Raw genomic sequence first — 24,265 nt, forward strand, 5'->3', positions numbered from 1 at the left:
GGTTCGGTCATGCATCGCCGGAAATGAGCGGCATCGCCCGCGCCATCACCTGCTCCGGCGTAATCACATCAAGGCAGTCGAGCCCGAGCGGGCAAACGCGCTTCATGCAGTGCCGACAGGGGCGGTCGATCTCGATGACGTTCTCTCTCTGCCGGTAGAGCCCGTTGCGCGCGGGCGGCCACGAGCCCATGAGCATGAGCGTCGGCGCACCGACCGCATCCGCGAGGTGCGTGGGCCCCGTATCGCCGCCGACCACAACGCACGCGCCGCGCAGGAGCGCGGCAAGCTCGGGGAACGTCGTCCGCCCGACGAGCGACGGCGGGGCTTCCTCCGAGAGTGCCGCGATCTCGGCGGCACGCCGCTCGTCCGCCGTGCCGCCCCCCACGAGGAGCGGCGTGATGCCCGCCGTGCGGAGCAGTCCCGCCAGACGCGCAAAATGCGCCGCCCGCCATATCTTATTCGCCCGGCTTGCCCCGACGATCAACGCGGCATAGGGACGATCGCCGCCGCAGACCGCCGCGCACTTTTCCACCGCAGCGCGTGCGGCATCCTCCGGGATCTGCAGGGGGAAGCGAATCTCGCGCACGGCACAGCCAAGGGCGCGCGCGACGTCGAGATTCTGATCGACGATGTGCCCGCCGATGTGCGCCCCCCGCACGGGGCGCGAGACGAGCCACGCCCCCTCGCGCATAAAGCCTGTGCCGATCTTTTTATCTGCACGCACAAAAAAAGCGATCGCCGCCGACTTAAACAGCCCCTGCAGATCGAGCGCCGCATCGTACCTGCGCGCCCGAAGAAGCCGGCGAAACACAGGAAAGCCGCGCCGAAAGCCTGCCCGTGTCCGCAGCTCCTTTTTCGGAAAGACAATCACCTCGTCCACCGAGGAGCACATACGGACAATATCGTATGCGGGCGGCTCGACGACCCATGTGATGTGCGCCGCGGGATACGTTTCCTTGATCGCGTATGCCGTGGGGAGCGCATGAACGACGTCCCCGATCGCGCTGAGTTTGACGATGAGGACGCTGTTCACGATTCCTGCATCCGCCGGATGATATTCGTTGTGGATTTCCCGGCGACGAGTGGGATGAACGCGACCGCACCGCCGCAGCGCTCGACGATGCGTGCCTCGGGCAGGGTCTCGCGCGTATAATCGCCGCCCTTGACATAGACGTCGGGGCGCACCTCGGCAATGAGTTCCTCCGCCGTATCCTCGCCAAAGATCACAACAGCGTCCACGGATTTCAGCGCGCCGACCACCTCCGCGCGGTCATGCTCATCGTTGACAGGACGCATCTCCCCCTTCAGCCGACGCACGGACGCGTCGCTGTTGAGCCCAAGGATCAGGTAGTCGCCCAGTGCCCGCGCCGCCGCAAGGTAGCGCACATGCCCCGCGTGGAGGATGTCAAAACAGCCGTTGGTAAAGACAACGCGCTGCCCCGCCGCGCGCAGCGCCGCGGCATATGCGCGCATCTCGTCCCGCGGCATCAGCATGGCAACCTCTCCTCTCTGCACACGGCAGTACACGACGCTGCGGCACATAGTTCCGCAGCGTCTTTTACCACGGCGTGAACTCCCATTTAATTTTAAGCGAATTCTGCTTCGACCGCCAACGCAGAATGATCTGCGAACAGTGCAGGTCATGGAACCAGTAGTAATCGACATCCGTCCACGTCCGCGGCTCCTGTGCATATTTACCGCCGATGGCAATGCGGTTGCGCTTATCAATCCGCAGGCTCATGCCGACCTGCCAGACCTTTGAATAGTCCTCTTGACCGTAGGCAAAAAGCGCATTCTGCTTTGTGTTCTTGGTATAAAGATAGCCGACATACGCAGCGAGGCGATCGTTAAACTCCTTTGTAAGGAACGCGCTCGCGTTCATGCCCTGCACACGCGAGTGATCGTAGCTTTCGCGCGTGATGGAATATCCCGCCGCAAGATCAAGCTCAAATCCGTGAAAGGGTATCGTATCGTGCGCAACGGAGATGCCGTAGACCCAGTGATTGCTGTGGATGCCGCTGCCGTACCAGCGCCCGTACTCGGAACTGAGGCTGTAGTGAATCGGTGACTTCCCGATGCGCTGTCCATAACCAAGAATGAGCGAAGGTTCCTTTTTGATCCACTCGCTGTCACTATCCTCATAGTTGCCGTAGGTCAGGAGTGCACGCGCGCCCCCATTCTCCCAACCGAGATCGTAGTGCGTGCGCCACCCTCGATTCGTCGTCACGTGGAGGTTCACCGCCGCCGTCACGCGCGGCGCAACGGTCTGTTCAAAGGTCTGTTCCACCCACGCCCCGTCGTCGCTGTCATAACCCGCGCGCGGGAAATTTCTCTGTATGGGATGCGAAACGTCCACCTCATGGCGTTTCTTTGTGAAGATCACTTTATTCTTCAGCCAAAACTTCACATTTGTGAGCACGAGCCGATCCCCCGGATACAGCTCTGCCACGTCCGCACTCAAATGATAGTCGGGATGCTGGGCGCTGCACTTCGTCTGTGTGCCGTCGTAGACCACAATTTTATCGGGGTAAAACTCAAACCGCTTCCCGGTCATATAGTAGGCGCCGACCTTGCCCGCCGCCTCGTCCATCGTCCCCGTGCGCTTTTGATAATTGTAGTTGATGTGATAGCCGTCGAGCGTAACGCGCGCCGCGCCCTCGGTGAGCTGGAGCAGATGTGCGCGGTCGGGAATAGAGACGTCTCCGGAGGTTGTATTCCCCTCCACATAGTCCCCTTGGAACCGCCGCGCCGCGAGCTGCACAATATCGACATGCCCCTTCGCCGTGAACGCGCCCGTACTCTGATCGTAGGTGAGATCGTCGCCCTCAAAGGCGATCGGCGAAGGCTGCGCAGCATCCACAGGATGCCTCAGATATTTCCGCATCGCCTCGACATCCGCGAGCAGTTTCTCCTGCTCCGGCGTGAGTGCGTTCGCACGCGCTTCGCGGCGGCGGTTCTCGATGAAGTCCAAATGCTGCATCCCCGTCTCGCCGTCCGCACTGTACGCCGCCTCGACCGCCTGCGGAAATAATGTACAGGCGGCGGTGAGCGCGAGTAAGATACGCTTTTGCAAGGCTGTGGTCATGGGCGCATTCTCCTGTCTTTTCAAAAATAATTGCACGTCTATACTACATCATAAACGGAATTTTCGCAACCAAAAAGGGGGATGCAGTGCGGCGCCGTACACAGATAAGATAAATTTGACGCGCTATGCGATTTCCTCTATAATGGAACGGATATGAAAGCGAATGTGGGATCGGGGATTCCCCCAAAGGAGGCGTTGATGCGGATGCGGCGGTACAGTGTGCGCGGACTCCTGCTCGCCGCTCTCGTGTTCCTCATGGGACTCGGTCACTGCGCGGCGGCAGAGGATATGCGGTTCGTCGATGCGGACGGCGACACCGGCTACTATGTGGATACGCTCTCCATCGTGCGCGTGTCGGAGGCGGAGCGCGACGCCGTCGTTGCTGTCGTGAAGGCGGCGGAAAATCGGCGCTATCTCTATCGGATGCGTTTTGACCGCACGCAGAGTACCTACCGCATTTTTTCCACGCAGGTGGAGATTTACGACACGAAAGAAGTCCTGCGCACCGTCCCAGGCACGGACATACCGCAGCCCTATACGGCGAGCTCGCCGATGCGGAGCATCGTAGACTTCATTGAGGAATTTCTGACGGCAAAAAAGCAAACGGCAAAGTAGGAGGATGATCTACCCATGCGAGAAAAAATCTGCGCACTCATGCTGACCTTTGTGCTCGTACTCACGTCTGTGGGCACGGCATTTGCGGCGGAACCGCCGAACGCGGTACAGTCCAAACTGGCGCTCATCGAGCAGGATACCTACGGCAAGGAACAGACGGGCGCGCTCATCGACCGCATCAACCGGCTCGAGCGCGACTACGACGGCAAACACCGCTCGGGCAGCCTGATGGCGCGCATCGACGCGCTCTACGAGGAGGTCTATACGACCGGCACCGTACCGTCCGTATTGATGGATCTCAACGCGATCGAGTGGAACATCAGCCATGAGACGAGTATGCGCTCCGTGCAGGAACGCATCGGCGAGATGGAGATGTCTCTCCTCGGAAAAACGGAGGACGGCACATTCAAGAAGCGCATCTCTGCACTCAGCACCGCTTCGTTCGGCACCAAGGATATCCCCGTCGTCCCCGTGACCGTCCCGGCGAATACGCTCATCAAAGTTTCGCTCGTCACGCCCGTCAATGCAAAGAATCTCAAGGTTGGCGACACGATCGAGTACCAGGTCGCGGACGACGTATTCGTCAACGATGCACTCGTCTTTACGAAAGGTTCGCGCGGCGAGGGCACGGTGACAAAGGTGCGCCAGTCGCGCAATTTCGGGCGCAACGCACAGGTCGAAATTGACTTTAACAACACAAAGGCGCTCGACGGCACCTATGTGACAACCTACATCGGCGAAGAGGCGAAAAAGGAAATGCAGCATCTGGCGATGGCGGCAGGCGCATCGCTCGCGGGCATGGCTGTGCTCGGTCCCATCGGAATCGTTGCGGGCGCTTTTGTCCGCGGCAAAAACGTCGACCTCCCCGCAGGAACAGAATTCTACATCCAGACGAAGGGCGAGACGACGCTCTACGGTGTACAGACCACCTATGACAGCGCCGCCTCGTTCCAGGCTCCTGCATCGACGCAGTCGGGTACGTCGGCAGATGATACGGCGGGGTATGACGACAGCGTCTATGATGACGCGACATAAGGTGCAGCATAGGATTTTCATCCGCAGCGTCCATCTTCTTAGCCCTTACACGCTGCCCCGCTGCAACGAGTTCAAGAGCAAGGCATCGCCGCCCCTATCGAGGCGGCACAACACACAAATCTCCATAAAAAACGGGACTGCTGCCCAAAATGCAGCAGTCCCGTTTTACTGTATCTGATTATTTATAGCGGACACAGCGTCCACGCCCTCGCTTATGACACTTGATCAGCCAGTGCGCACACCGTTCGGCAATTACTTCACAAAGAATCCCGCGAGCTTCATATTCCGGTCATAAGTGAGACGATAGACGACCGCCGTCGCCTTGTACCCGACTGCGATCTCACCGATTGCAATAACCTCGTCCCCTTGACGCAGTGCAACCATATACGGCTTGCCGAACGCCACACGCGCCCCCCATTTCGGCGCGAACTCTGCTTTTGCCTCATTCACGAGCTGCTCCGTGAGTCCCGAACGCATCTGGTCGGTTGCGCTCGCCTGCAGCGCCGCAATATCTCCCTTTTCAAAGAGGTCAATTGTCGCCTTCATCTGTTCCTCGAGCTTCGCCACGGTAAAGACACCGCTCTCCTCGATGGACATCTGCACAACCTCGGGTGCAGCCTGCTGCTGTTCCGCCGGCGCTTCTTCGGCGAACGCCGCAGGTGCGGCAACGATACCGCCGAGCATCAGCCCCATGCAGAGCGCACATACGATACGACGAAATTTCATCATCATCTACTCCTTTGAACCAAACATTTTACTTCACACAAGAAAAACATGCCAGCGATTCCACACACTCCACGGAGACCTCGCGGTAGAGCTTTTGCAGACGCATCGTAAGACTCTCCTCCGTGTCGTACGGCGGCGTGAAAAATCCCATGCGCTGATAGAGCTGCGTGACGACGAACGTCGTCCGCGGGTTCTTCCCCAGGATGAACACCGAGCCTGTCAGCCGCCCGCCCGGACGCAGTACGCGGTGTACCTCCGCCCATGCGCTCTCCTTGTCCGGGAACGCGTGAAATCCGTTGATGGATACCGCCGCGTCGAAGAAATCATCCTCGAACGTCAGCTGTCCGACATCCCCCTCGACGAAAGCGACGTTGCGCACACCGAGCGCATCCGCCCGCGCCCGCGCCGCTGCGAGCATCGCGGGCGAGTAGTCGAGACAAGTGATGTCGGCGTCCGGGAGTTCCGCGTAGACGGGGAGCGAGAGACAGCCCGTCCCGACCGGCACCTCGAGCAGCCGCCCCGCAAAGCCCTCGTGCGCCGCGCGCAGCGCGAGCCCCACATAGCGCGCAACGCCCGCGCGGTCGAGCCCCCACACGAGCCGTGAGACGAATTTCCCCGACCATGTACTGTACGTCATCATGCCGTCGTACAGATTCGCAAGCCGCCCAACCGATCGGTACGCCCCGCGGATCTTTTCATACCGCCGCTGTTCCTCGTCCATCATGAAATCCTTTCTCCTATCGATTTCGTTATTGTACCATAAATATGGCGGCTGTTCAAATCTTCACGATATGGACAGCGTTCTGATTCGGTGGTAGAATTCGCATATACTCTATTTTCTCCGTACAGCCTCGAACCCGATGGACATGTGATGAACCGCTTGACAGATCGATGAAGGGAGACGAATATGCAGCAGCACTTCTATACGGTACTTATTCTCGCAGCAGCGATTGCCGCGGCGGGCTGCGGCACGACCGCCGAAAAGGAAATGCCGCCTCCCCTCGTGCGAACGGTCACGGTCGGCGATGCCTCTTCTACAGGCGACACGGGCTATGCCGGCACGGTGCGCGGACGCTACGAAACGAAGCTCGCCTTTCAGGTCGGCGGACAGATTCTCTCGCGCAACGTGAACGTCGGGACGCGTGTCCGCGCGGGCGATGTGCTCATGGTCATCGACGCGCGCGATGTGCAGCAACAGGCGAACGCCGCGGATGCGGGCGTTGCGTCGGCGCGCGCACAGATGCAGCTCGCGCGCACGAATCTCGCGCGCTATGAGGAGCTCTATGCCGCACAGGCGATCTCGGCGGCAGCGCTCGATCAGTACCGCGCGCAGGCGGACGCCGCCGAAGCTGCCTATCGTCAGGCGGCGGCGCAGAGCACAGAGGCGAGCAACGCGCTCGGCTACACACACCTCGTTGCAGGTGCGGACGGTGTCATATCGAATATCACGGTCGAGGAGGGTCAAGTCGTCGCCGCGGGGCAGACGGTCATGACGCTCACGCAGGAGGGCGCGCGCGAGATCGAGATCGCCGTTCCGGAGAGCCGACTATCGGATGTCTCGGTCGGTATGCCCGCCGCCGTGACGCTCTGGGCAGACGATATTGCCTATACGGGCACCGTGCGCGAGATCGCCCCCGTCGCCGATGCCGCGACGGGCACCTACGCCGCGCGCATCGCGCTCACGAATGCCCCCGCGGAGCTGCCGCTCGGCATGACGGCGCATGTGCATCTCGCCGCAGCGGATGCGGCGGGGGCAGTGATCCCGCTCTCTGCGCTCTATCAGACGGGCGATACGACGGGCGTTTACATCGTCGCGGACGGCGCGGTACATCTCCAAACGGTCACGGTCACGGCATTTCATGATAACGACGTCGTCGTCACGGGACTCCCCGCAGGCGCCGTCGTCGTGACGGCGGGCGTCCACCAACTACACGAGGGAGAGGCGGTGCGCACGCAATGAGGAATCTCACCGAGCTCTCGCTGCGCCATCGTTCCCTCGTTTGGTATTTCATCATCGTCTTCGCCGTCGGCGGCGTTTTCGCCTACCGGTCGCTCGGGCGCATGGAGGATCCCGCGTTCACCATCCGCCAGATGGTCGTCTCCGCCGCATGGCCGGGCGCAACGGCAGAGGAGATGCAGGAGCAGGTCACGGACAAGCTCGAGCGCCGGTTCCAAGACGTCCCGGGGATGAAGCAGATCAAGAGCGAAACGCGCCCCGGGCAGACCGTCATCTATCTGGAGCTGCGCCCCGAGGTGGACAAGGCACAGATTCGCCCGACGTGGCGCGACGTGCATAACTTCGGCGAGGACGTAAAGCGCGATCTGCCGGACGGCGTGCTCGGTCCCTACTACAACGACCGCTTCGACGACGTCTACGGCTCGATCTACGCCGTCACGGGCGCGGACTACTCCTATGAGGAGCTGCGCGCGATGGCGGAGGATGCCCGCCGCCGCATCCTCGCCGTGCCGAGCGTGCAAAAGGTCGTCCTCATCGGCGTCCAGCGCGAGCGCGTCTACGTCGAGATCGCTCTCGACCGCCTCGCGCAGCTCGGCATCAGCCCGCAGGTCATCACGGACGCTCTGGCGGGACAGGATGCGATGATGACGGCGGGGCACATCGAGACGGAGACAGACAACGTCTACCTGCGCGCCTCGGGCGTCTTTGAAAACGTCGAGGACATCCGCGCGCTGCCCATCGCCGCGAACGGGCGCGTCTTTCGTCTCGGCGATATCGCAAAGGTCGAGCGGCGCGACATCGAGCCTGCCGATCCGAAGATGTTTTACGACGGCGCCCCTGCCGTCGGCATCGCCGTCTCCATGGCGGACGGCGGCAATATCCTCGAACTCGGGCAAAATCTCTCCGCGCTCACCGCAGAGATCCGTGCAAACCTTCCGCTCGGTGCAGAGCTCAGCGAGGTCTCAAACCAGCCCGCCGTCGTGCAGAACTCCATTGACGATTTCGTCGAGACGCTGCTGCTCGCCGTCGTCATCGTGCTCGCCGTCAGCTTCCTCTCGCTCGGACTGCGCACGGGGCTCGTCGTCGCATGCTGCATCCCGCTCGTGCTCGCGGGCACGTTCGTCGCGATGTATATCCTCGGCATCGACCTGCACAAGGTCTCGCTCGGCGCGCTCATCATCGCGCTCGGTCTGCTCGTTGACGACGCCATCATCGCCGTCGAAATGATGAGCGTGCAGCTTGAGCGCGGTATGGATCGCTTCGAAGCCGCGTGCTACGCCTTTACCCAGACCGCAAAACCGATGCTCACGGGCACGCTCATCACCTGCGCGGGGTTCATCCCCGTTGCGTTTGCCAAGGGGCTCGCGAGCGAATTCTGCGCCGCGCTCTTCCCCGTCATCGGCATCGCGCTCGTCCTCAGTTGGATCGTCTCCGTCATGGTCGCGCCACTGCTCGGATACTACCTCATCCGCGTCAAAAAGGAAGAGACCGCGCACGATCCGTACCAAAGCCGCTTCTACCGGCTCTTTCGCCGCGTGCTGACCGCGTTCCTCGCGCATCGCGCCGTCGTGCTCGCCGGGACGGTACTCGTATTCGCCGCGTCCCTCGTTGCCTTTCCGCATATCAAGCAGACCTTTTTCCCGCCGTCGCTGCGCCCCGAGCTACTCGTCCGTCTGACGCTGCCCGCGGGTGCGTCCATGCAGGCGACGCAGGCAGAATCGGAGCGGCTCGCGGCGCTCCTCGACGCGCATATGGACAAAATCGAAAACTACGCGTACTACGTCGGGCAGTCCACGCCGCGCTTTGTCCTCACCGTCGACCCAAAGGCGGACGCCGACAATACGGCGCAGTTCGTCATCACGGCGAAGGGCACGGCGGAGCGCGAACAGCTTGCGGCGCTCATCGGCGACGCACGCCGCGACGAGCTCTCGGGCGCACGCGTCACGACGCAATACATCCAGACGGGGCCGCCTGCCGACTTCCCCGTCATGCTGCGCGTCTCCGCCCCCACCGCGGACGAAGCACGGCGCGTTGCCGAGGAGGTCGCTGCGATCGCGAGCAGCGACTCCGCGACCGCGAACGTACACCTCGACTGGACGGAGAAAACGAAAGCTGTCCGCATCGATTTTGACAAGGAAAAACTGAAACGTCTCGGCATCACTGCCAAGGCTGTCAAGCAGATGCTCTACACCGAGCTCTCGGGCGCTCAGGCGGCGGAGTTCTACACGGGCGACCGCACGATCGGCATCGCTCTGCGGCTTGCAGAGCCAGATCGGACGAATATCGAGCGGCTCGGGGAGCTCCCCGTCGCCACGTCCGGCGGGTACATCCCGCTCGCGCAGATTGCGCATATTTCCTATGAGGCGGAAGATGGATTCATCAAGCGCCTCAACCTGCGCCCGTCCATCCTCGTACAGGCGGAGGTCACGCAGGGCGAGGGCAACGACGCCGCGCGCCGCATTTTCGCCGCGACAAAGGAGCTGCGCGACAATCTCCCCGCGGGAACGACGATCGAGACGGCGGGCGCGCTCGCGGACTCCGCGGACTCCATGAGCTACCTCGTAAAGCCCGTGCCCGCCATGATTTTCATCATCATGACGCTCCTCATGATACAGGTCGGCAGCATGGGCAAGATGACGCTGACCATCCTCACCGCACCGCTCGGGCTCATCGGCGTCGTGCTCGCGATGCTGCTCACGAACTCCGCCGTCGGCTTCGTCGCGTATCTCGGCATCCTCGCGCTCTTTGGCATGATCATCCGCAACTCCGTCATCCTCATCGATCAGATCAAAAAGCATGAGGACGCGGACGAGCGACCCATGGACGCTATCATCGACTCCGCCGTCCTGCGGTTCCGCCCCATCATGCTCACCGCCGCCGCCGCCATCCTCGGAATGCTGCCCCTCATGCGCAGCATCTTCTGGGGACCTATGGCGGTCGCCATCGCGGGCGGACTCATCGTCGCTACCGTGCTGACACTGCTGGTACTCCCCGTGATGTATGCCGTGGCGTATCGCGTGAAGTGAAGAGATCAAGAAAAAGCTATCGCATAGAAAATTCATGCGATAGCTTTTTAACGTCTATTCTATGTGCGGCTCGGATTTATCGGTTCGGGGGCATATTCTTGTCGCTGCGCAAACGGTGTGCGCGTTACGACTAATGATAAAGGATCCTGTGCCGCACCGCCCGGCGGTCGATCATGCGCCGGGCAGTACCGCGGCGCGGCGACATTGCGTCGACAAGAAACAACCGGAGCACGCCGCCCCTGCGGGGTAAAAGCTCCGCGACGGCGATATATGCCCCCTCACCGTACGATAGAGAACGGCGGAACGCCTGAGGCGGTGCGTTCCCCTTGCATCGTGAGAAGTCTCAGCAATTCACGCCGCCCCCGTAGGGGCACGGCGCTGCCGTGCCCTTGAACGCAATACGGCGGCGTTCCCTACGCCCTCCGCAGGATTTTTCGCAGTGACACAGCTATGCGCCAAAATCCCGCGTCACGCCTACTCATAAGGGTAGAAGGCTAGCGCCCCCTCCTTATACTCCCCAATATAAATATCCTTCAGCTCATACCCCGCATCGCGCAGCGCGCCCTTGAGCCACACGCGGTCTTTATCGATGAGTTCAAGGGCGTCGTCGTCAATCTGCCCGTCGAGGATGAGCGGATAGCGCGCATTCTGCTCGCCGTACTGGATCACGGTCAGCTGCCCGTTCGGCTCGAGCACGGCGCGCTTCACATCCTTCACGAAGTAGACCCCCGCCATGCGCAGCTTTAGGTGAATATCGTGCGCGAGCATCCCGTGCCGCATGCACTCCTCCACCTTGAGCTTGCCGCGTTCGATGAGGACCGCGGGCCGACCGTCGACAAATCCTTTGACCGCGCTGCTCGTGGACTTCACATATTTGAGGACGAGCACCAGCAGCGTCCACGCGATGAGCTCGAGGACGAATTCGAGCACCGAGATGTCGTTGTTGTAGATCACGCCGCCGATGATGCCGCCGAGCACATAGTTCTGCACCTGATCCGTCGCCGAGCTCGGCGCAAGGTTCCCCTTGCCGAGCAGATTGATCTGCAGAATGAGACACAGGAGTCCGAGCGCGAGCTTCACGAGTACGAGCGAATAGATGATCATGTCAGTCCTCCTTATCCACGATCTGCACATCCCGACTCATCAGATGCGTCCGATCATAGCGAAACGAGGTAAAATCCGCATTGAACGTCACGGTGTAGTATGTCCCGTGCACGCTGACGATCATCCCCTGTTTCAGATTGGTCGAGTTCGTCCGCACCTCATTCACCGTGACGCCGAGATCATCCGCGATGCGGTGCAGGAACAGCGCCATGCGCGATGTCTGCTCCCGATCGCTCCTCGTCTGCGTATAGCCGCTGTACTGAACGCCGCCGAGAAATAAAACGGTGAGCAGCAGAATAACGATGAGATCACGGTAGCGCGAGACGAACCGGCTGCGCAAATATTTGAAAATCACAAAGAGCAGCGCCGCCAGCGCGAGAAACGAAAGCGCGTACTGCACGGCGTCGCTGACCTGACTGCGCTGCACGATATAGGCATAGGTATAGAACTGCAAGGAGCACCTCCCGATATTTCTGCAAAAGTTCAATGATCGTATAGATTACCACGCCGCCGCCCATGCGTCAATAACCCCGTATACACAGACCGAAATACGACATGTATTCATGCATTTTATTTCTTTTCTTCTGTATTTTCTGTTATAATGGGATTATCATCCAAAGAAGAAACGGCAGCATAGCCGACGGGATGAAGATGTGTTCTGTGTATTGTGGGATGTGTTCCGCATCCCGGCGGGAGTTGAACGCCATGAAGGGTGAGCTGTTTATCAAAGAAAAAAGGTGCAAGGGCTGCGGTATCTGCGCGGCATTCTGCCCAAAAAAGGTGCTCGAGGTGAGCCTCCTCGGCAAGATCACGCCTGTCCGTCCCGATGATTGTATCGCCTGCGGGCAGTGCGAGATGCGCTGTCCCGATTTTGCGATATTCGTGGAGCGGAGGGCAGTCGTATGAGCAAAACAAATTCCTCTGCCCGACTAATGCAGGGCAACGAGGCGGTCGCCGAGGGCGCGGTCGCGGCGGGGGTAACGTTCTTCGCGGGCTACCCCATCACGCCGTCGACGGAGATCGCGGAGCAGATGGCGCTGCTGCTGCCGAAAATCGGCGGCACGTTCCTCCAAATGGAGGATGAGATCGGCGCGATGGGCGCGATCCTCGGCGCGTCGCTCGCGGGTGCAAAGGTCATGGACGCGACGAGCGGCCCCGGCTTCTCGCTGAAACAGGAGCTGATCGGCTATGCCGCGTGCGCGGAGATTCCCTGCGTCGTCGTCAACGTACAGCGCGTCGGTCCCTCCACGGGACAGCCGACCGCGCCCGCGCAGGGCGACGTGATGCAGACGCGCTGGGGCACGCACGGCGATCATCCCATCATCGTGCTCTCGCCGTGGAGCGTCCGCGAGTCGTTCGACATGGCGGTCATGGCGGTGAACTACGCCGAGCGGTTCCGCTCGCCCGTCATCCTGCTGACGGACGAGATCGTCGGGCATCTGCGCGAGAACGTCACGCTGCCCGCACAGGACGAGCTCGACATCTATCCGCGCCGCCTGCCGAAACTGACACGCGCAGAAGGCTATCAGCCGTATGCGGTGGGTGAAGACCTCGTCCCCGACGTCGCGCGGTTCGGCGACGGCTACCGCATCCATGTGACGGGACTCCTGCACGACGAGACGGGCTTCCCCTCGGGCAGTCCCGCCGTCACAGAGTCGCTGCTTCGCCGTCTGCATGAGAAAATCGACCGCGTGGGCGAGGAGATCATCCACGTGGAAGAACACTTCATGGAGGATGCGGACTACGCCGTCGTCAGCTACGGCGGCACAGCGCGCACTGCCTACGAAGCCGTCCGCGCGGCGCGTGCGGAGGGTCTTGCCATCGGTTTTCTGCGTCTCCAAACGATCTGGCCCTTTGCCAATGCCGCCATCTCACGGCTCGCAGATCGCGTGAAATCGCTCCTCGTCGCGGAGCTGAACTACGGTCAGCTCGTGCACGAAGTCGCGCGCGCGGCGCACGGCACGCCCGTCCGCCCCTGCCTCAAATACAATATGCTGGACTTCACCCCGCAGGAGATTCTTGCGGAGATTCGGCGCATGTGTGAGGAGGGACGGGCATAATGGAGAATACAAATCTGCACGCGGACATCGACCGCGGCTACGAGCAGTTTTTCCGGCAAAACCGTCTGCCGCACCTCTGGTGTCCCGGCTGCGGCAACGGTACGGCGCTCAAATGCATCGCCGAGGCGATCGAGGGCGCGGACGGCATCACGCAGGACAACACGGTCATCGTCTCCGGCATCGGCTGTTCCTCGCGCGGGTCGGGCTACATGGACTTTGACACGGTGCATACGGCGCACGGGCGCGCCATTCCCTTTGCCACGGGCATCAAGCTCGCGCGCCCCGAGCTGAATGTCATTGTCATTACAGGAGACGGCGATTGTACTGCCATCGGCGGCAATCATTTCCTGCACGGCTGCCGGCGCAACGTCGATCTGACGGTCGTCCTTTTCAACAACAATATCTACGGCATGACGGGCGGGCAGACCTCGCCGACGACGCCCACGGGCATGTCCACGACGACCGCGCCCTACGGCACGGTTGACCGCGTGCTCGACGCCTGCCGCATTGCCGAGGCTGCGGGAGCGACCTATGTCGCGCGCTCGACGGCGTTCCACGTCAAACACCTCACGCAGATGATTGCGGGCGGACTAGAAAGTCACGGCTTCTCCCTCATCGAAGCCATCGTCCAATGCCCCACCGCCTACGGGCGGCGGAACAAGATGGGCGCGCCCGCCGCGATGCTCGCGTGGATGCGCGACCACGCCGTCATGAAGAATGCGTGGGACAAACTCCCGACCGAAAAACGCACGCCGGACAAATTCCCCATCGGCCTCCTCTGCGCGTGTGCGGGCGAGGAATACGGGGCAGCAGACGCCGAGATTAAACGCCGCGCGGGAGGGCTTTGATATGCAGAAGGAACTTCGTCTCTCCGGCTCGGGCGGGCAGGGCGTCATCACCGCCGCCATCATCTTTGCGGAGGCGGCAACCGCGTGCGGTATGAACGTCGCGCAGTCGCAGTCCTACGGTCCCGAAGCACGCGGCGGCGCGTCCCGCTCCGAGGTCATTATCAGTGACGCCGCCATCTATCACCCGCATGTGGAGCATCCGGGCATCGTCCTCGCCATGACGCAGGCAGCCGCGGATAAATACGCGGGCGATCTTGACGATAGGAACGGCATCCTGATTGTTGACAGCGCGCTCGTCCCCCACGTGCCGCACGCGGCGCACACAGTCTCCGTCCCCATCACCACGCTCGCTATCGAAAAACTTGGCAAAGCCCTCTTCGCGAACATCGTCGCCCTCGGTGCCATCACGCGCGTCGCGGATCTCGTCCCCCTCTCCGCCGTCGAAGCCGCCGTGAAAAACCGCGTCCCGCCGCATACCGTGGAGCAGAATATGCAGGCGCTCGCCCTCGGGTACGAAGCGGCGGGCGCATAAGAACCGACAACCATAATATCAAAAACTCCTGTGCGGGATGCCTGATCGGGGCAGTCCTGCACAGGAGTTTTTTATGTGATGAAGCCGTTCACGTTCTATATGACTTTGTCCGCCGCCTATACGTTTCTGACCATGCCCGCGATCCGCTCCACAGCGGCGGGGTCGCGATGGTCGAAGAACGCGCTGACGCCGGTATCGAGGGCGGCAATCGCGTTCATGTCCTCCGCCGTGAGCGCGAAGTCGAACACATCGAAGTTCTGCCGCATCCGTTCTTTCTTCACGCTCTTGGGGATGCAGACAATATCTCGCTGCAGAAGCCAGCGGAGCACGACCTGGGCGACGCTCTTATCGTATTTCGCACCGATCTCCCGCAGCGTCTCGTTGCCGAACAGGTCGTTCCGCCCCTCGGCAAACGGCGCCCAGCCCTCCATCTGCACGTTCTTGGACGTCATATACGCCTGCGCCTCGTTCTGTTGGAAGAAAACGTTCGCCTCGACTTGATTGACCTGCGGCACAACGTCGTTGAAGGCGATCAGGTCCGCGAGCCGGTCGGGATAGAAGCTGCACACGCCGATGGCACGGATCACGCCCTCCCGATAGAGCTCCTCCATCGCCCGCCACGCGCCGTAGTAATCGGAGAGCGGCTGATGGATCAGATAGAGATCCAGATAGTCCAGCCCGAGCCGCTGCATAGACCGCGCGAATCCGCGCTTTGCCCCCTCATAGCTCGCATCCGTAACCCAGAGCTTTGTCGTGATAAAGAGTTCCTCACGGGGCACGCCGCAGCTCCGCACTGCCGCGCCGACCGCTTCCTCGTTGCCGTAGGAAGCCGCCGTGTCGATCATCCGATAGCCGACGTCGACGGCGTCGCGCACCGCCTGCGTGCATTCCGCGGGGTCTGTGATCTGATAGACACCGAATCCCAGCTTCGGCATTTTCACGCCGTTATTGAGCGTTACATATTCCATGTGCGGCCTCCTTTAGAGATACTTCGCGTAAAATTCCGCGAGCTTGTCCATCGCCTTGTCCACGTACTCCGGATACCAGTAGGTGCGGATGTGCGTAGCGCCGTCGATGAGGAACAGCTCCTTTTCCTTCGTCCCCGTCGCCCGCTCGTAGCAGCCCTCCGTCATGTAGAGCGTGTCCGCCGCCTTGCCCGCCATCATCAGCAGCGGCCGGTCGATCATCTCCATGCCGACGCGCGCGTCAAAGGCAAAGAGGTCGATGTTGGAGGAGACGGTGTAGGAAAATCCGGAACCCGTGTGTCTGCACATGATTCCGTAGTATTCGTACCCGTCGCGGTAGAGATCGAACGGCAGCTCCTTTGCCTCCGCGGGCGTCATCGTCAGCATGTCGGGCGTGTAGCGTACCTCCCTGCCGGCGCGCTCGTCCTCCCGCGCCCGATACGCATCCTCCAGACGCTCGGTGATCGTATGGATTTGGGAATCCAAAAAGCCGTTCTTGCGCACGATTCCGGTGTTGAATGCCGAGAGCGTTGCGACTGCCCGCAGACGCTTGTCCGTCTGCGCGGCGCGCAGCGTGTATCCGCCGCCGCCGCAGATGCCGAGGATACCGACGCGGCTGCGGTCGACGCCGCGGTACTGCACGATGAAATCGATCGCGCCGTGGATGTCCTCCACGCGGTTCTGCGGCTTATCGGTATTGCGCGGCTGCCCCTCCGACTGCCCTTGATAGGCGGCGTCGAACGCCAGCGTCACATAGCCGAGCTCCGCCAGCCGCTGCGCATAGAGCCCCGCGACCTGCTCCTTCACACCGCCGTTCGGGTGCGCCACGACCACGGCGGGATATGCGCCGCTCTCCTGAAAATCTGCCGGAACATATACGTTTGCCGCGATTTTCAAACCGTTCAGATCGTAGGAAACCGGGCGGATGTTGACCTTGCCCGGTTCATTCTTCTCAAGTGCGCCGTCGTAAACCAGTCCGAACGTGTTCATTTCTTCTTTGCTCATGATCAAATGCTCCTTCAAAATTTCAGCGCAGCCCCGCCGCCAGCCGTTCCGCTTCGCGGCGGTTCGTCGCCGTGCCCCGATAGTTCATGTCGTAGTAAGAGGCAAATCGTTTCATCGTGTATTCGCACGCCTCCAGCATCCATTGCTCCGGCGCCGCACCTTGACAGATGAAGTACATATCCTTGCCGGAGAACGCCGCCGTATCGGCGCCGCCGTAAAAATGATCCAGCAGCGTCCGCAGTGCGCCGGACAGATTGTGCCAGTAAAGCGGCGACCCGATCACGAGGGTATCCGCCCCGCGCATTGCCGCCGCAACCTCGTCAAATTGATCGCCGGGGAGCTCCTGTCCGTAAAAATTGATGCGGTAGTCATTGAGGTTCAGCGTCGTATACGGTCTGCCGCCGATCAGTGCCTTTGCGAGCGCCGCCGTGTTGCCGTCCCTATTGGGACTGCCGTTGACAAACAAAATGCTCATGCCGCCCGTCTCCTTTCCTTCATCTGCGCCTCCCAGAAGGAAACCGCCGCCCGCACCCATCCCGCGGCAGCCGTGCCGCTGCCAAGCCCGAATCCGTGCGTCAGCCCTTCGTAAACGTGAAATTCTGTCGGAATGCCGTATGACTCCAACCGCTGCAGACGCCGCCGCATCGCTTGCGGGGCTGCAATCCCGTCACGTGAACCGACGCACGCATAAGTCGGCGCATCATCCGGCGCGGTTCCCGTATACCCCGTGTACTGCGTCACGACAGCAGCCGCCTGGCCGACGCGCGCGACGCCAAGTTGAGCGAGCGCATCCCTGCGGCCGAGCGCCGCCGCCATCCGTGCGCCCGCACTGCCGCCCCAGAGGGAATAGCCGTCCGGATCGACCGCCAGTTCCGCCGCATGATCGTGGATAAAGGCGAGCGCCCGCGCAAGATCACGATAGGGATCGTCGGGGCGATAAATCAGCGCAAAGCAGTTGTACCCCATCGCACTGACCGCGCGCGCATGGGGGAAGCTGTCGTGCATCGCTCCGACATAGACAAAACCGCCGCCCGCATTCATCACGGCAAATTTCGCGCCGGGACGCCCGCGAAAATAAAACAGCCCCGTGTCCCGCTTGGAAGGATCGGCCGCCGTTTCCTGCGGCGTATAGATCGGATAGAACACCCGCTGTCCGGCAGCGGCATCCCGCCGCAGCCGGTTCAGGACGGCGACCGTCTCATCCGCATCGATACTACTGTACCACATGTATACCGAAGGGCTGCTGATCTCCGCAAGTGTCGCAGCGCCGTCCATCGGTCTGTCCACGGGAAAGAGGAGCCGTCCGAAATCGCCAAATACGGGATCGCACACGACTTCCGAAACCGTTGTGTCCTTCGTGAACATCCGCGCCGCATCGGATCGTCCCGAAGGGCTCATAAGTCCAGCTCGGACACCCACGCGGCGACCTCGTCCGCCGAGGCGGCGCCGCGGAACCGCATCCCGTCGCGCCATGTACCCGTGCCCGCACGCGCGGCAAGGTGCGCGGCGCTCTCGCCGAGCGGCGACGAGACGGACGTGCAGAACGGGATGACCGTCTTGCCGGTAAAGTCGTTCTGCGTCACAAAGTCGTCGAGTACCCACGACGCCTCGCCCCACCAGATCGGATAGCCGACGAACACGACGTCATAAGCGGCGAATCCGTCGGGCGCCGCCTGCCGAAGCCCCGGATGCCTGAGACTCGGATCGTTGTGCTCGCGCATGACGCGACTGTTTTCGTCATTGTAGTCGAGATCTGCCTGCGTATATGGCTCGCTCGGTACGATCTCAAAAAGGTCTGCCGAGAGCTTCGCGGCGATCCGCTCGGCGGTCGTCTTCGTGTTGCCGGTACCGGAATAATAGGCCACGAGAATCTTATGCCCGCCGGGCGGCGCTCCCGCAGGAGCCGCCGTGTTCCCGCAGGCGGTGAACGCGAGCATACACAGGGCGGAACATACGATTGTCAATAGTTTCTTCATCATTTACCTGCCTTCTCTGCCGGATAAAATGTTATCCTTTCAAGTGCGGGAGACTTCGCTCACTTCGCAAGCCCTTTCTCCCGCATCCATGCCTCCATCGCGTCCGCAACCTCCGTGTTGTTCAGATCTGACATCATGAAATGCGTGCTGCCTTTGATGCCAAGCTCCGGCAGCATCACAACCGCGGCGTCGCCACCGTGCGCGTTTACCGCCGCCGCCCATTTCCGCGCGAGGTTCACGCGGACACGCCAGTTGTCGGCGCCCCAGTTCTCGGTCGGCGCGGTCGGAATGTTGTCGCCGAAGTAAACGACGATGGGGATCTTCGTGAGTTTCATAAACTCCTGCAGCGGCACGGCTTTTCCGACCGCAGGGAACGGGCTGGTCGTCGGTTCCGCCGCCGGTACTTCGCCCTCGGGGAAGGGGAACGTCCCGGGTTCGAGCGCAATCACGCCGCGCACCTTGTCCGACTTCATCGCCGTCGCCCATCCGGGGCCGCCGCCCGCCGAGTGCGTGACGAGCACGCCGTCGCCGGATGCCGCAAAGACCGCCGCCATCGCATCCGCGACAATCCCTTCGTCAAATTTCCCCGTGTCCGGCGTCATCGCATGAAAAAATTGATCCATGGACGCCGCATCCCTCGGGAACGCGGCGTTGTCATAGTAGTTCGGCCACTGCCCGAATCGGAACATATTGAACCACGCCTGATCGTCCGGCTGCGCGGTAATCTCTCCGGGAACGGTCGCGCGCCCCGCACGGCCGCGCCGCGGCTGGTCGACGAGATAGGTCGCGTACCCTTTCTCCAAAAAGATATTTTGAAATCCGTCCCTGCCGTCCGCCGTCGTCTCCCATGTCTTTGCCGACTGCCCGTAGCCGTGGAGGAACACCATTGCATAGCGGTGCGCATGCACCGGTTTCTGATAAAAGACATAGGCATGATCGCCGTGCAGGGTCTCTCCCGCATGGTCGGCCGGCTTCGTACCATCGTACGTCCCCGGTGCGGTGATAACGGTACCGCCCGCCATGAAGCTCCCCTGCTCCGCGATCGTCACGGGGCGGCTGAATGCGAGCGCCGTACCCGCCGTGAGCCACATGCAAACCGCCGCCATAAGCACCTTTTTTCCTTTGAACATAAATGTCTGCCCCCTTCGATTCCCCAAAAAACTCCGGTTCTCCCTTTATGATAACCACGTGGAGCGCACATGAGAAGGATCAATTTATAGACTCGTTGATACCTTAGGGTTGAAACAGAAATTTCCGCTCCCGCACAAGCCGGCGCACCGCCTTCAAAAAATCCGGCACAACGCCGGTCGGTTTCATGGCGTACATCAGCCCGCAGGGAAAGGTATGACGCCATGCAACCGGCAGAATTTTGACAAGCGGATGGACGTCCCGCCAGCTCCCGACCGTCATGAGCAGCTTGCCCTCATGCGCGCAGCGGTTGAATGCGTCGAGGCTGTAAAAATGAAAATCCTCGATGCGGATCTCCGGATGGTGCGTCGTCAAATCGTCCCGGAGCGCGTCGACATGCGCGCTCCATCCACGGTGCATGAGCATGAGGCATTCCCCATAGAGATCCGAAACGTCGAGCGCGTCCTTCCGCGCAAGAGGGTGTCGCACCGACACGCCGCAGCAGATCGGCGCACGAACCAGCTCATAGCCGTGGCAGTGCCGCACTGCGCACAGCGTATCGTCAAAGAGTGCCGGCACGATGTCAATATTCCGCCCAAGATGCAGCAGGATCTCACGGGCGTTTTCGGGCGTGTTTTCAAAGGGGACAAAGCGCAGACGGAACGCTGGATGCACCTGCGCGATCTCTGTCCACAGTGCGGAAAACACCTGCGCCGGCGTCAGCGGCGACGTCCCGATGCGGATCAACCTGCCGTCCGCACACGCCGCGCTGCGCGCGCGCAGGACGGAGTCCTCCCAGTAGCGCATCATATATGCCGCGTCGTCATAGAACGATCGACCGGCGCTTGTCAGGATAAGCCCGCGGTGAGACCGCTCAAAAAGGCGCGTCCCGAGACTTGATTCGAGCAGATTGATCTGCTTGATGACCGCCGTCGGCGTCACATAGGACAGCTCCGCCGCGCGGTTAAAACTGCCGCAGTCCGCAGCCAAGAGAAACGTTTTTAACTGTCTGTGATACATGGATATGCCCCGCTCTCCTTCACGCATAGATTTCGCATATGTATTTTACCATATTTGGCATTTGGCAGGTCGGTTTTCATAAAAAATCTCCTCTATGCCGTTCCGAAGAGCAGTCATAGAGGAGATGTCTAGTCGATGAATGCGCAAGGGTCTTACCCTTTATCGGATTCTTTGTTATAGACGTCCTTCAGCAACGTTTCTTTCCGCAGGGAGGCACAGGGACAGGCGCAAGTGTCGGCGGGAACGCTGCGGATGGTGGCGAGCAGGATGTCACCGATCATGGGCGCATCGTCGTAGAAAATCTGCGTGAGCGTGTCGTGCGACCACGGGCGGATGCCCTCTCCGTAGTTGACGACGAAGTACAGCCCCGCATAGCACGCGCCGATCTCGCGCGCGAGATAGACCTCAGGCGCAAGGCTCTGCCCCACGATGTCCGCGTGCCCCTTCAGCATGGCAATCTCGGCAGGGCTCTCAAAATGTCGCCCATCTGTGACGGCGTAGATGCCGCGGTCAAAGATGCGCCCCGTATAGCGCTTCTTTGTCTCCGCAACGAGTGTCGTACGAAGTTCCGAGCAGAGTGCATCGCGCATGACGAGCAGGTAACGCCCGTCGAGCATGACATCCTTACGTACGGACAAATCGAGGTAGTCGTCGGGGATGAGGAAGTCGCGCGGATCGAGCAGCGGGTTCACCGTCCCGACGCCGCCCTCGGAGAGGATGCGCCGCACGCCCGCCTCCCGCAGCACCCAGAACACCTGCCGCGATGCATCCGCACGCGTCACACCGCTGCGCCAGCCGTGCATACGGCAGGTCAGCACGCGCCGCCCCGCGACGGAGAACAGGCGGAATGCGGGACTCTCGCCATACGGCGTTGCAAAGTGCAGCCCGTCCGCGAGGATCTTCACATCGTCCGCCATCGACGCACGCGGGAAGTCGCTCGACAGCGTCCCCGAGCCGCCGATGATGGCATACCCCGCCGCAGGAATCTGTTGCTCTGCCATACTAAAACCTCCGTATCACGCGATACTGCGTGTCCCGCTGCGCAGGCATCCTGCCAGCGCCGCGTATCAAATCAATCATCTTCTTAATCGACATATTGTACCGCGTTCCCGCCGCACGCACGACATTCTCCTCAAGCATGATGCTCCCGAGGTCGTCCGCGCCGAAGCCGAGCGTCAGCTGTCCAATGCGCTCGCCCTGCGTGACCCACGACCCCTGTATGTGCGCGACATTGTCCATGTAGAGCCGCGTGACGGCAAGCGTCCGCATATAGTCCCAACTCGAAGTCTTTTCCCCGCCGAGTGCGGTATTGCCCGGCTGGAACGTCCATGTGATGAACGCGCGGAATCCGCCTGTCTCCTCCTGCAAACGGCGGATATGCTCCATGTGCTCCACGCGCTCCGCCATCGTCTCGCCGAAGCCGATCACCATCGTCGCCGTCGACTCCATCCCAATCTTGTGCGCCGTCCGCATCACACGCAGCCAATCCTCGGTCATGATCTTTTTCGGTGCGATGAGCTTGCGCACGCGATCGACGAGGATCTCCGCACCGCCCCCGGGGAGCGAGGCAAGCCCCGCATCCTGCAGCCGGCGCAGCGTGTCCTCGATGGTAATGCCCTCCTTTTCCGCAAAGTACAGAATCTCCGTCGCCGTAAAGGAGTGGATCACGATGGAGGGATAGCGGTCACGGATCGCACGCAGCATATTCTCATAGTAGGAAAGCGGCAGGTCGGGATGAATACCGCCCTGGATCATGACCTGCGTGCCGCCCGCCTCTGCCGTCTCACCGACCTTCGCGAGAATCTCCTCCATCGGCAGGAGGTAGCCGTCCTCCGCGCCCACCTTTGTATAGAATGCACAGAAACGGCATTCGTTCACGCATACATTTGTATAGTTGATGTTGCGGTCAACGATGAACGTCACCGTATCGCCGAACCGCCGCCGCCGCTCCGCATCCGCCGCACGTCCGAGGTCGATGGGATCGCCGCTCGTGAGGAGGTCTGCCGCCTCCCGCTCCGATAGTCTCATGCGCCCTCCCCTGCCGCAATCGGCTGATAAAATGTGTCGCGCTCCACAGGCACATAGCCCGCCTCGCGGATCATCGCGTCCAGTTCGCGCCGCGTGATGCCCGTCTGCGTCTGTGCGCCCGCCGCGTGAATGATCTTCTCCTCACCGATCGTTCCGTCGAGATCGTCTGCGCCGAAGCCGAGAGCAAGCTGCGCAATGGGCTGCGTCAGCATGACCCAAAACGCCTTGAAATGCGCGACATTATCGAGGACAAGGCGCGAGAGAGCGAGCATCTTCATATCCTCCCACGAACCGACGCGCACGAGTTTCTTCTCCGCACCAAGTGCCGTATTCTCGGGATGGAACGGAAAGAGCATGAACGCCTGAAAGCCGCCCGTCTCATCCTGCAGCTCGCGCAGGGCAAGCAGATGGTCAATGCGCTCCTCCACCGTTTCGATGTGCCCGTACATCATGGATGCATTTGTGCGGATGCCGAGTTCGTGCGCCGTACGCATGCAGTCGAGCCACTCGGCACGCGTCGCCTTGTTCGGGCAGATGATGGCGCGGACGCGGTCGGACAGAATCTCCGCACCACCGCCGGGGAGCGACGACAGCCCCGCCGCCTGCAGCGTGCGCAGGATGGCGCGGACGGAAGTCCCTTCCGTCTTCGCAAAGTTCACAACCTCCACAGGCGTAAACGCCTTGATGTCCGCATGGGGCAGTGCCGCGCGCACCTGCCGCACCACGCTCTCGTAGTAGGAGAAGGGGCGGTCGGGATGCAGCGCGCTCACGATATGGATTTCCGTGAGACGCGGTGTCTTTTTCGCCAGCTCCAATACACGCGCGACATCATCCGTTTCCATAATATAGCCGCGCGTATCGCCCTGCTCCACCTGGAACGCGCAGAGCGGGCAGTTCGCGCTGCATATATTCGTGAGGTTGATGTGGCGGTTCACCGTATAGTAGACGTTCTTCCCGCTCGCGCGCTCCTTCGCCGCACGCGCCCACGCGGCAAGCGCGAGAAGGTCGTTGTCCTCGTAGAGGGCGAGCGCATCCTCCTTCGTCAGCCGCGCCCCGCGCTCGGCGGCAGCACGGGCTTTCTTTCGATCACTCATGTACGATATTCTCTCCTTAAGGAAGCACTGATAAATTCAGCACCGCCATCTTGACGCATCT

Annotated in this window: 25 protein-coding genes; 8 read left to right on the forward strand and 17 right to left on the reverse strand. The window is 61.3% G+C overall.

Features of this window, described 5'->3' with window-relative positions; all coding sequences use genetic code 11:
- Nucleotides 1-7 precede the first annotated feature (7 nt).
- From waaC to HMPREF1147_RS09465, 3 genes are all read right to left on the reverse strand, one after another.
- Entirely contained in the window at nt 8-1,033 is a 1,026-nt protein-coding gene (gene waaC, locus HMPREF1147_RS09455) for a lipopolysaccharide heptosyltransferase I (RefSeq protein WP_009658721.1), read from the reverse strand.
- Entirely contained in the window at nt 1,030-1,494 is a 465-nt protein-coding gene (gene rfaE2, locus HMPREF1147_RS09460) for a D-glycero-beta-D-manno-heptose 1-phosphate adenylyltransferase (RefSeq protein ID WP_009658673.1), read from the reverse strand. The genes waaC and rfaE2 overlap by 4 nt, the downstream gene beginning before the upstream one ends.
- A gap of 64 nt (nt 1,495-1,558) precedes the next feature.
- A complete protein-coding gene (locus HMPREF1147_RS09465; RefSeq protein WP_009658713.1) occupies nt 1,559-3,085 on the reverse strand; it encodes an organic solvent tolerance protein OstA in 1,527 nt (508 codons plus the stop codon).
- 198 nt (nt 3,086-3,283) lie between these two features.
- Between HMPREF1147_RS09465 and HMPREF1147_RS09470 the strand changes: the two genes are divergently transcribed.
- Both HMPREF1147_RS09470 and HMPREF1147_RS09475 read left to right on the forward strand, forming a co-directional pair.
- Entirely contained in the window at nt 3,284-3,700 is a 417-nt protein-coding gene (locus tag HMPREF1147_RS09470) for a hypothetical protein (RefSeq protein ID WP_009658699.1), read from the forward strand.
- Between the two features lie 15 nt (nt 3,701-3,715).
- Nucleotides 3,716-4,735, forward strand: a complete 1,020-nt coding sequence (locus HMPREF1147_RS09475) for a hypothetical protein (protein WP_009658654.1) — start codon at nt 3,716-3,718, stop codon at nt 4,733-4,735.
- 252 nt (nt 4,736-4,987) lie between these two features.
- On the opposite strand, the gene HMPREF1147_RS09480 is transcribed toward HMPREF1147_RS09475, so the two are convergent.
- Together HMPREF1147_RS09480 and HMPREF1147_RS09485 are read right to left on the reverse strand one after the other, a co-directional pair.
- Entirely contained in the window at nt 4,988-5,464 is a 477-nt protein-coding gene (locus tag HMPREF1147_RS09480) for a DUF3887 domain-containing protein (protein ID WP_009658717.1), read from the reverse strand.
- Nucleotides 5,465-5,489: 25 nt separating this feature from the next.
- A complete protein-coding gene (locus HMPREF1147_RS09485) occupies nt 5,490-6,185 on the reverse strand; it encodes a class I SAM-dependent methyltransferase (protein WP_009438302.1) in 696 nt (231 codons plus the stop codon).
- Between the two features lie 183 nt (nt 6,186-6,368).
- Between HMPREF1147_RS09485 and HMPREF1147_RS09490 the strand changes: the two genes are divergently transcribed.
- On the forward strand, nt 6,369-7,421 hold the full coding sequence (locus HMPREF1147_RS09490; protein ID WP_009658595.1) for an efflux RND transporter periplasmic adaptor subunit: 1,053 nt from the start codon (nt 6,369-6,371) through the stop codon (nt 7,419-7,421).
- Nucleotides 7,418-10,444, forward strand: a complete 3,027-nt coding sequence (locus HMPREF1147_RS09495) for an efflux RND transporter permease subunit (protein ID WP_009658674.1) — start codon at nt 7,418-7,420, stop codon at nt 10,442-10,444. The genes HMPREF1147_RS09490 and HMPREF1147_RS09495 overlap by 4 nt, the downstream gene beginning before the upstream one ends.
- Before the next feature lie 474 nt (nt 10,445-10,918).
- Here HMPREF1147_RS09495 and HMPREF1147_RS09500 read toward each other — a convergent pair whose 3' ends face one another.
- Nucleotides 10,919-11,548, reverse strand: a complete 630-nt coding sequence (locus tag HMPREF1147_RS09500) for a DUF421 domain-containing protein (protein WP_009658645.1) — start codon at nt 11,546-11,548, stop codon at nt 10,919-10,921.
- A gap of 1 nt (nt 11,549) precedes the next feature.
- Entirely contained in the window at nt 11,550-12,002 is a 453-nt protein-coding gene (locus HMPREF1147_RS09505; protein WP_009658707.1) for a DUF3290 domain-containing protein, read from the reverse strand.
- Between the two features lie 251 nt (nt 12,003-12,253).
- Between HMPREF1147_RS09505 and HMPREF1147_RS09510 the strand changes: the two genes are divergently transcribed.
- From HMPREF1147_RS09510 to HMPREF1147_RS09525, 4 genes are read left to right on the forward strand one after another with little or no spacing between them, the layout of a single operon-like run.
- Nucleotides 12,254-12,454, forward strand: a complete 201-nt coding sequence (locus HMPREF1147_RS09510) for a 4Fe-4S binding protein (protein WP_009658625.1) — start codon at nt 12,254-12,256, stop codon at nt 12,452-12,454.
- A complete protein-coding gene (locus HMPREF1147_RS09515; protein ID WP_009658594.1) occupies nt 12,451-13,608 on the forward strand; it encodes a 2-oxoacid:acceptor oxidoreductase subunit alpha in 1,158 nt (385 codons plus the stop codon). The genes HMPREF1147_RS09510 and HMPREF1147_RS09515 overlap by 4 nt, the downstream gene beginning before the upstream one ends.
- Nucleotides 13,608-14,456, forward strand: a complete 849-nt coding sequence (locus HMPREF1147_RS09520) for a thiamine pyrophosphate-dependent enzyme (protein WP_009658657.1) — start codon at nt 13,608-13,610, stop codon at nt 14,454-14,456. Before HMPREF1147_RS09515 ends, HMPREF1147_RS09520 begins: the two co-directional genes overlap by 1 nt.
- A gap of 1 nt (nt 14,457) precedes the next feature.
- On the forward strand, nt 14,458-14,988 hold the full coding sequence (locus HMPREF1147_RS09525) for a 2-oxoacid:acceptor oxidoreductase family protein (RefSeq protein WP_009658687.1): 531 nt from the start codon (nt 14,458-14,460) through the stop codon (nt 14,986-14,988).
- 116 nt (nt 14,989-15,104) lie between these two features.
- On the opposite strand, the gene HMPREF1147_RS09530 is transcribed toward HMPREF1147_RS09525, so the two are convergent.
- The 10 genes from HMPREF1147_RS09530 to mqnE all read right to left on the reverse strand — a co-directional run bounded on the left by HMPREF1147_RS09530 (nt 15,105) and on the right by mqnE (nt 24,204).
- Entirely contained in the window at nt 15,105-15,956 is an 852-nt protein-coding gene (locus HMPREF1147_RS09530) for an aldo/keto reductase (protein ID WP_009658646.1), read from the reverse strand.
- A gap of 12 nt (nt 15,957-15,968) precedes the next feature.
- Nucleotides 15,969-16,958 (reverse strand): alpha/beta hydrolase, encoded by a 990-nt coding sequence (locus tag HMPREF1147_RS09535; RefSeq protein ID WP_009658597.1) that lies wholly within the window; start codon nt 16,956-16,958, stop codon nt 15,969-15,971.
- Nucleotides 16,959-16,980: 22 nt separating this feature from the next.
- The gene (locus HMPREF1147_RS09540; RefSeq protein WP_009658653.1) at nt 16,981-17,433 is read right to left on the reverse strand and encodes a flavodoxin family protein; all 453 of its coding nucleotides are present in this window, start codon (nt 17,431-17,433) and stop codon (nt 16,981-16,983) included.
- Nucleotides 17,430-18,377 (reverse strand): alpha/beta hydrolase, encoded by a 948-nt coding sequence (locus tag HMPREF1147_RS09545; RefSeq protein WP_198002162.1) that lies wholly within the window; start codon nt 18,375-18,377, stop codon nt 17,430-17,432. Before HMPREF1147_RS09545 ends, HMPREF1147_RS09540 begins: the two co-directional genes overlap by 4 nt.
- Nucleotides 18,353-18,937 carry a flavodoxin gene (locus HMPREF1147_RS09550; protein WP_009658630.1) on the reverse strand — a complete coding sequence of 195 codons (585 nt, stop codon included), beginning with the start codon at nt 18,935-18,937 and terminating at the stop codon, nt 18,353-18,355. The genes HMPREF1147_RS09545 and HMPREF1147_RS09550 overlap by 25 nt, the downstream gene beginning before the upstream one ends.
- Before the next feature lie 56 nt (nt 18,938-18,993).
- On the reverse strand, nt 18,994-20,064 hold the full coding sequence (locus tag HMPREF1147_RS09555; protein ID WP_009658604.1) for an alpha/beta fold hydrolase: 1,071 nt from the start codon (nt 20,062-20,064) through the stop codon (nt 18,994-18,996).
- Between the two features lie 103 nt (nt 20,065-20,167).
- The gene (locus tag HMPREF1147_RS09560) at nt 20,168-21,082 is read right to left on the reverse strand and encodes a LysR family transcriptional regulator (RefSeq protein ID WP_009658664.1); all 915 of its coding nucleotides are present in this window, start codon (nt 21,080-21,082) and stop codon (nt 20,168-20,170) included.
- Nucleotides 21,083-21,234: 152 nt separating this feature from the next.
- Nucleotides 21,235-22,083, reverse strand: coding sequence for an MTAP family purine nucleoside phosphorylase (locus HMPREF1147_RS09565; protein ID WP_009658606.1), 849 nt, complete (start codon nt 22,081-22,083; stop codon nt 21,235-21,237).
- A gap of 1 nt (nt 22,084) precedes the next feature.
- A complete protein-coding gene (gene mqnC / locus HMPREF1147_RS09570) occupies nt 22,085-23,110 on the reverse strand; it encodes a cyclic dehypoxanthinyl futalosine synthase (RefSeq protein ID WP_009658663.1) in 1,026 nt (341 codons plus the stop codon).
- A complete protein-coding gene (mqnE, locus tag HMPREF1147_RS09575; protein ID WP_009658668.1) occupies nt 23,107-24,204 on the reverse strand; it encodes an aminofutalosine synthase MqnE in 1,098 nt (365 codons plus the stop codon). Before mqnE ends, mqnC begins: the two co-directional genes overlap by 4 nt.
- Nucleotides 24,205-24,265 lie beyond the last annotated feature (61 nt).

The organism is Selenomonas sp. FOBRC9 (assembly GCF_000287655.1).
GTDB classification, from domain to species: domain Bacteria; phylum Bacillota; class Negativicutes; order Selenomonadales; family Selenomonadaceae; genus Centipeda; species Centipeda artemidis.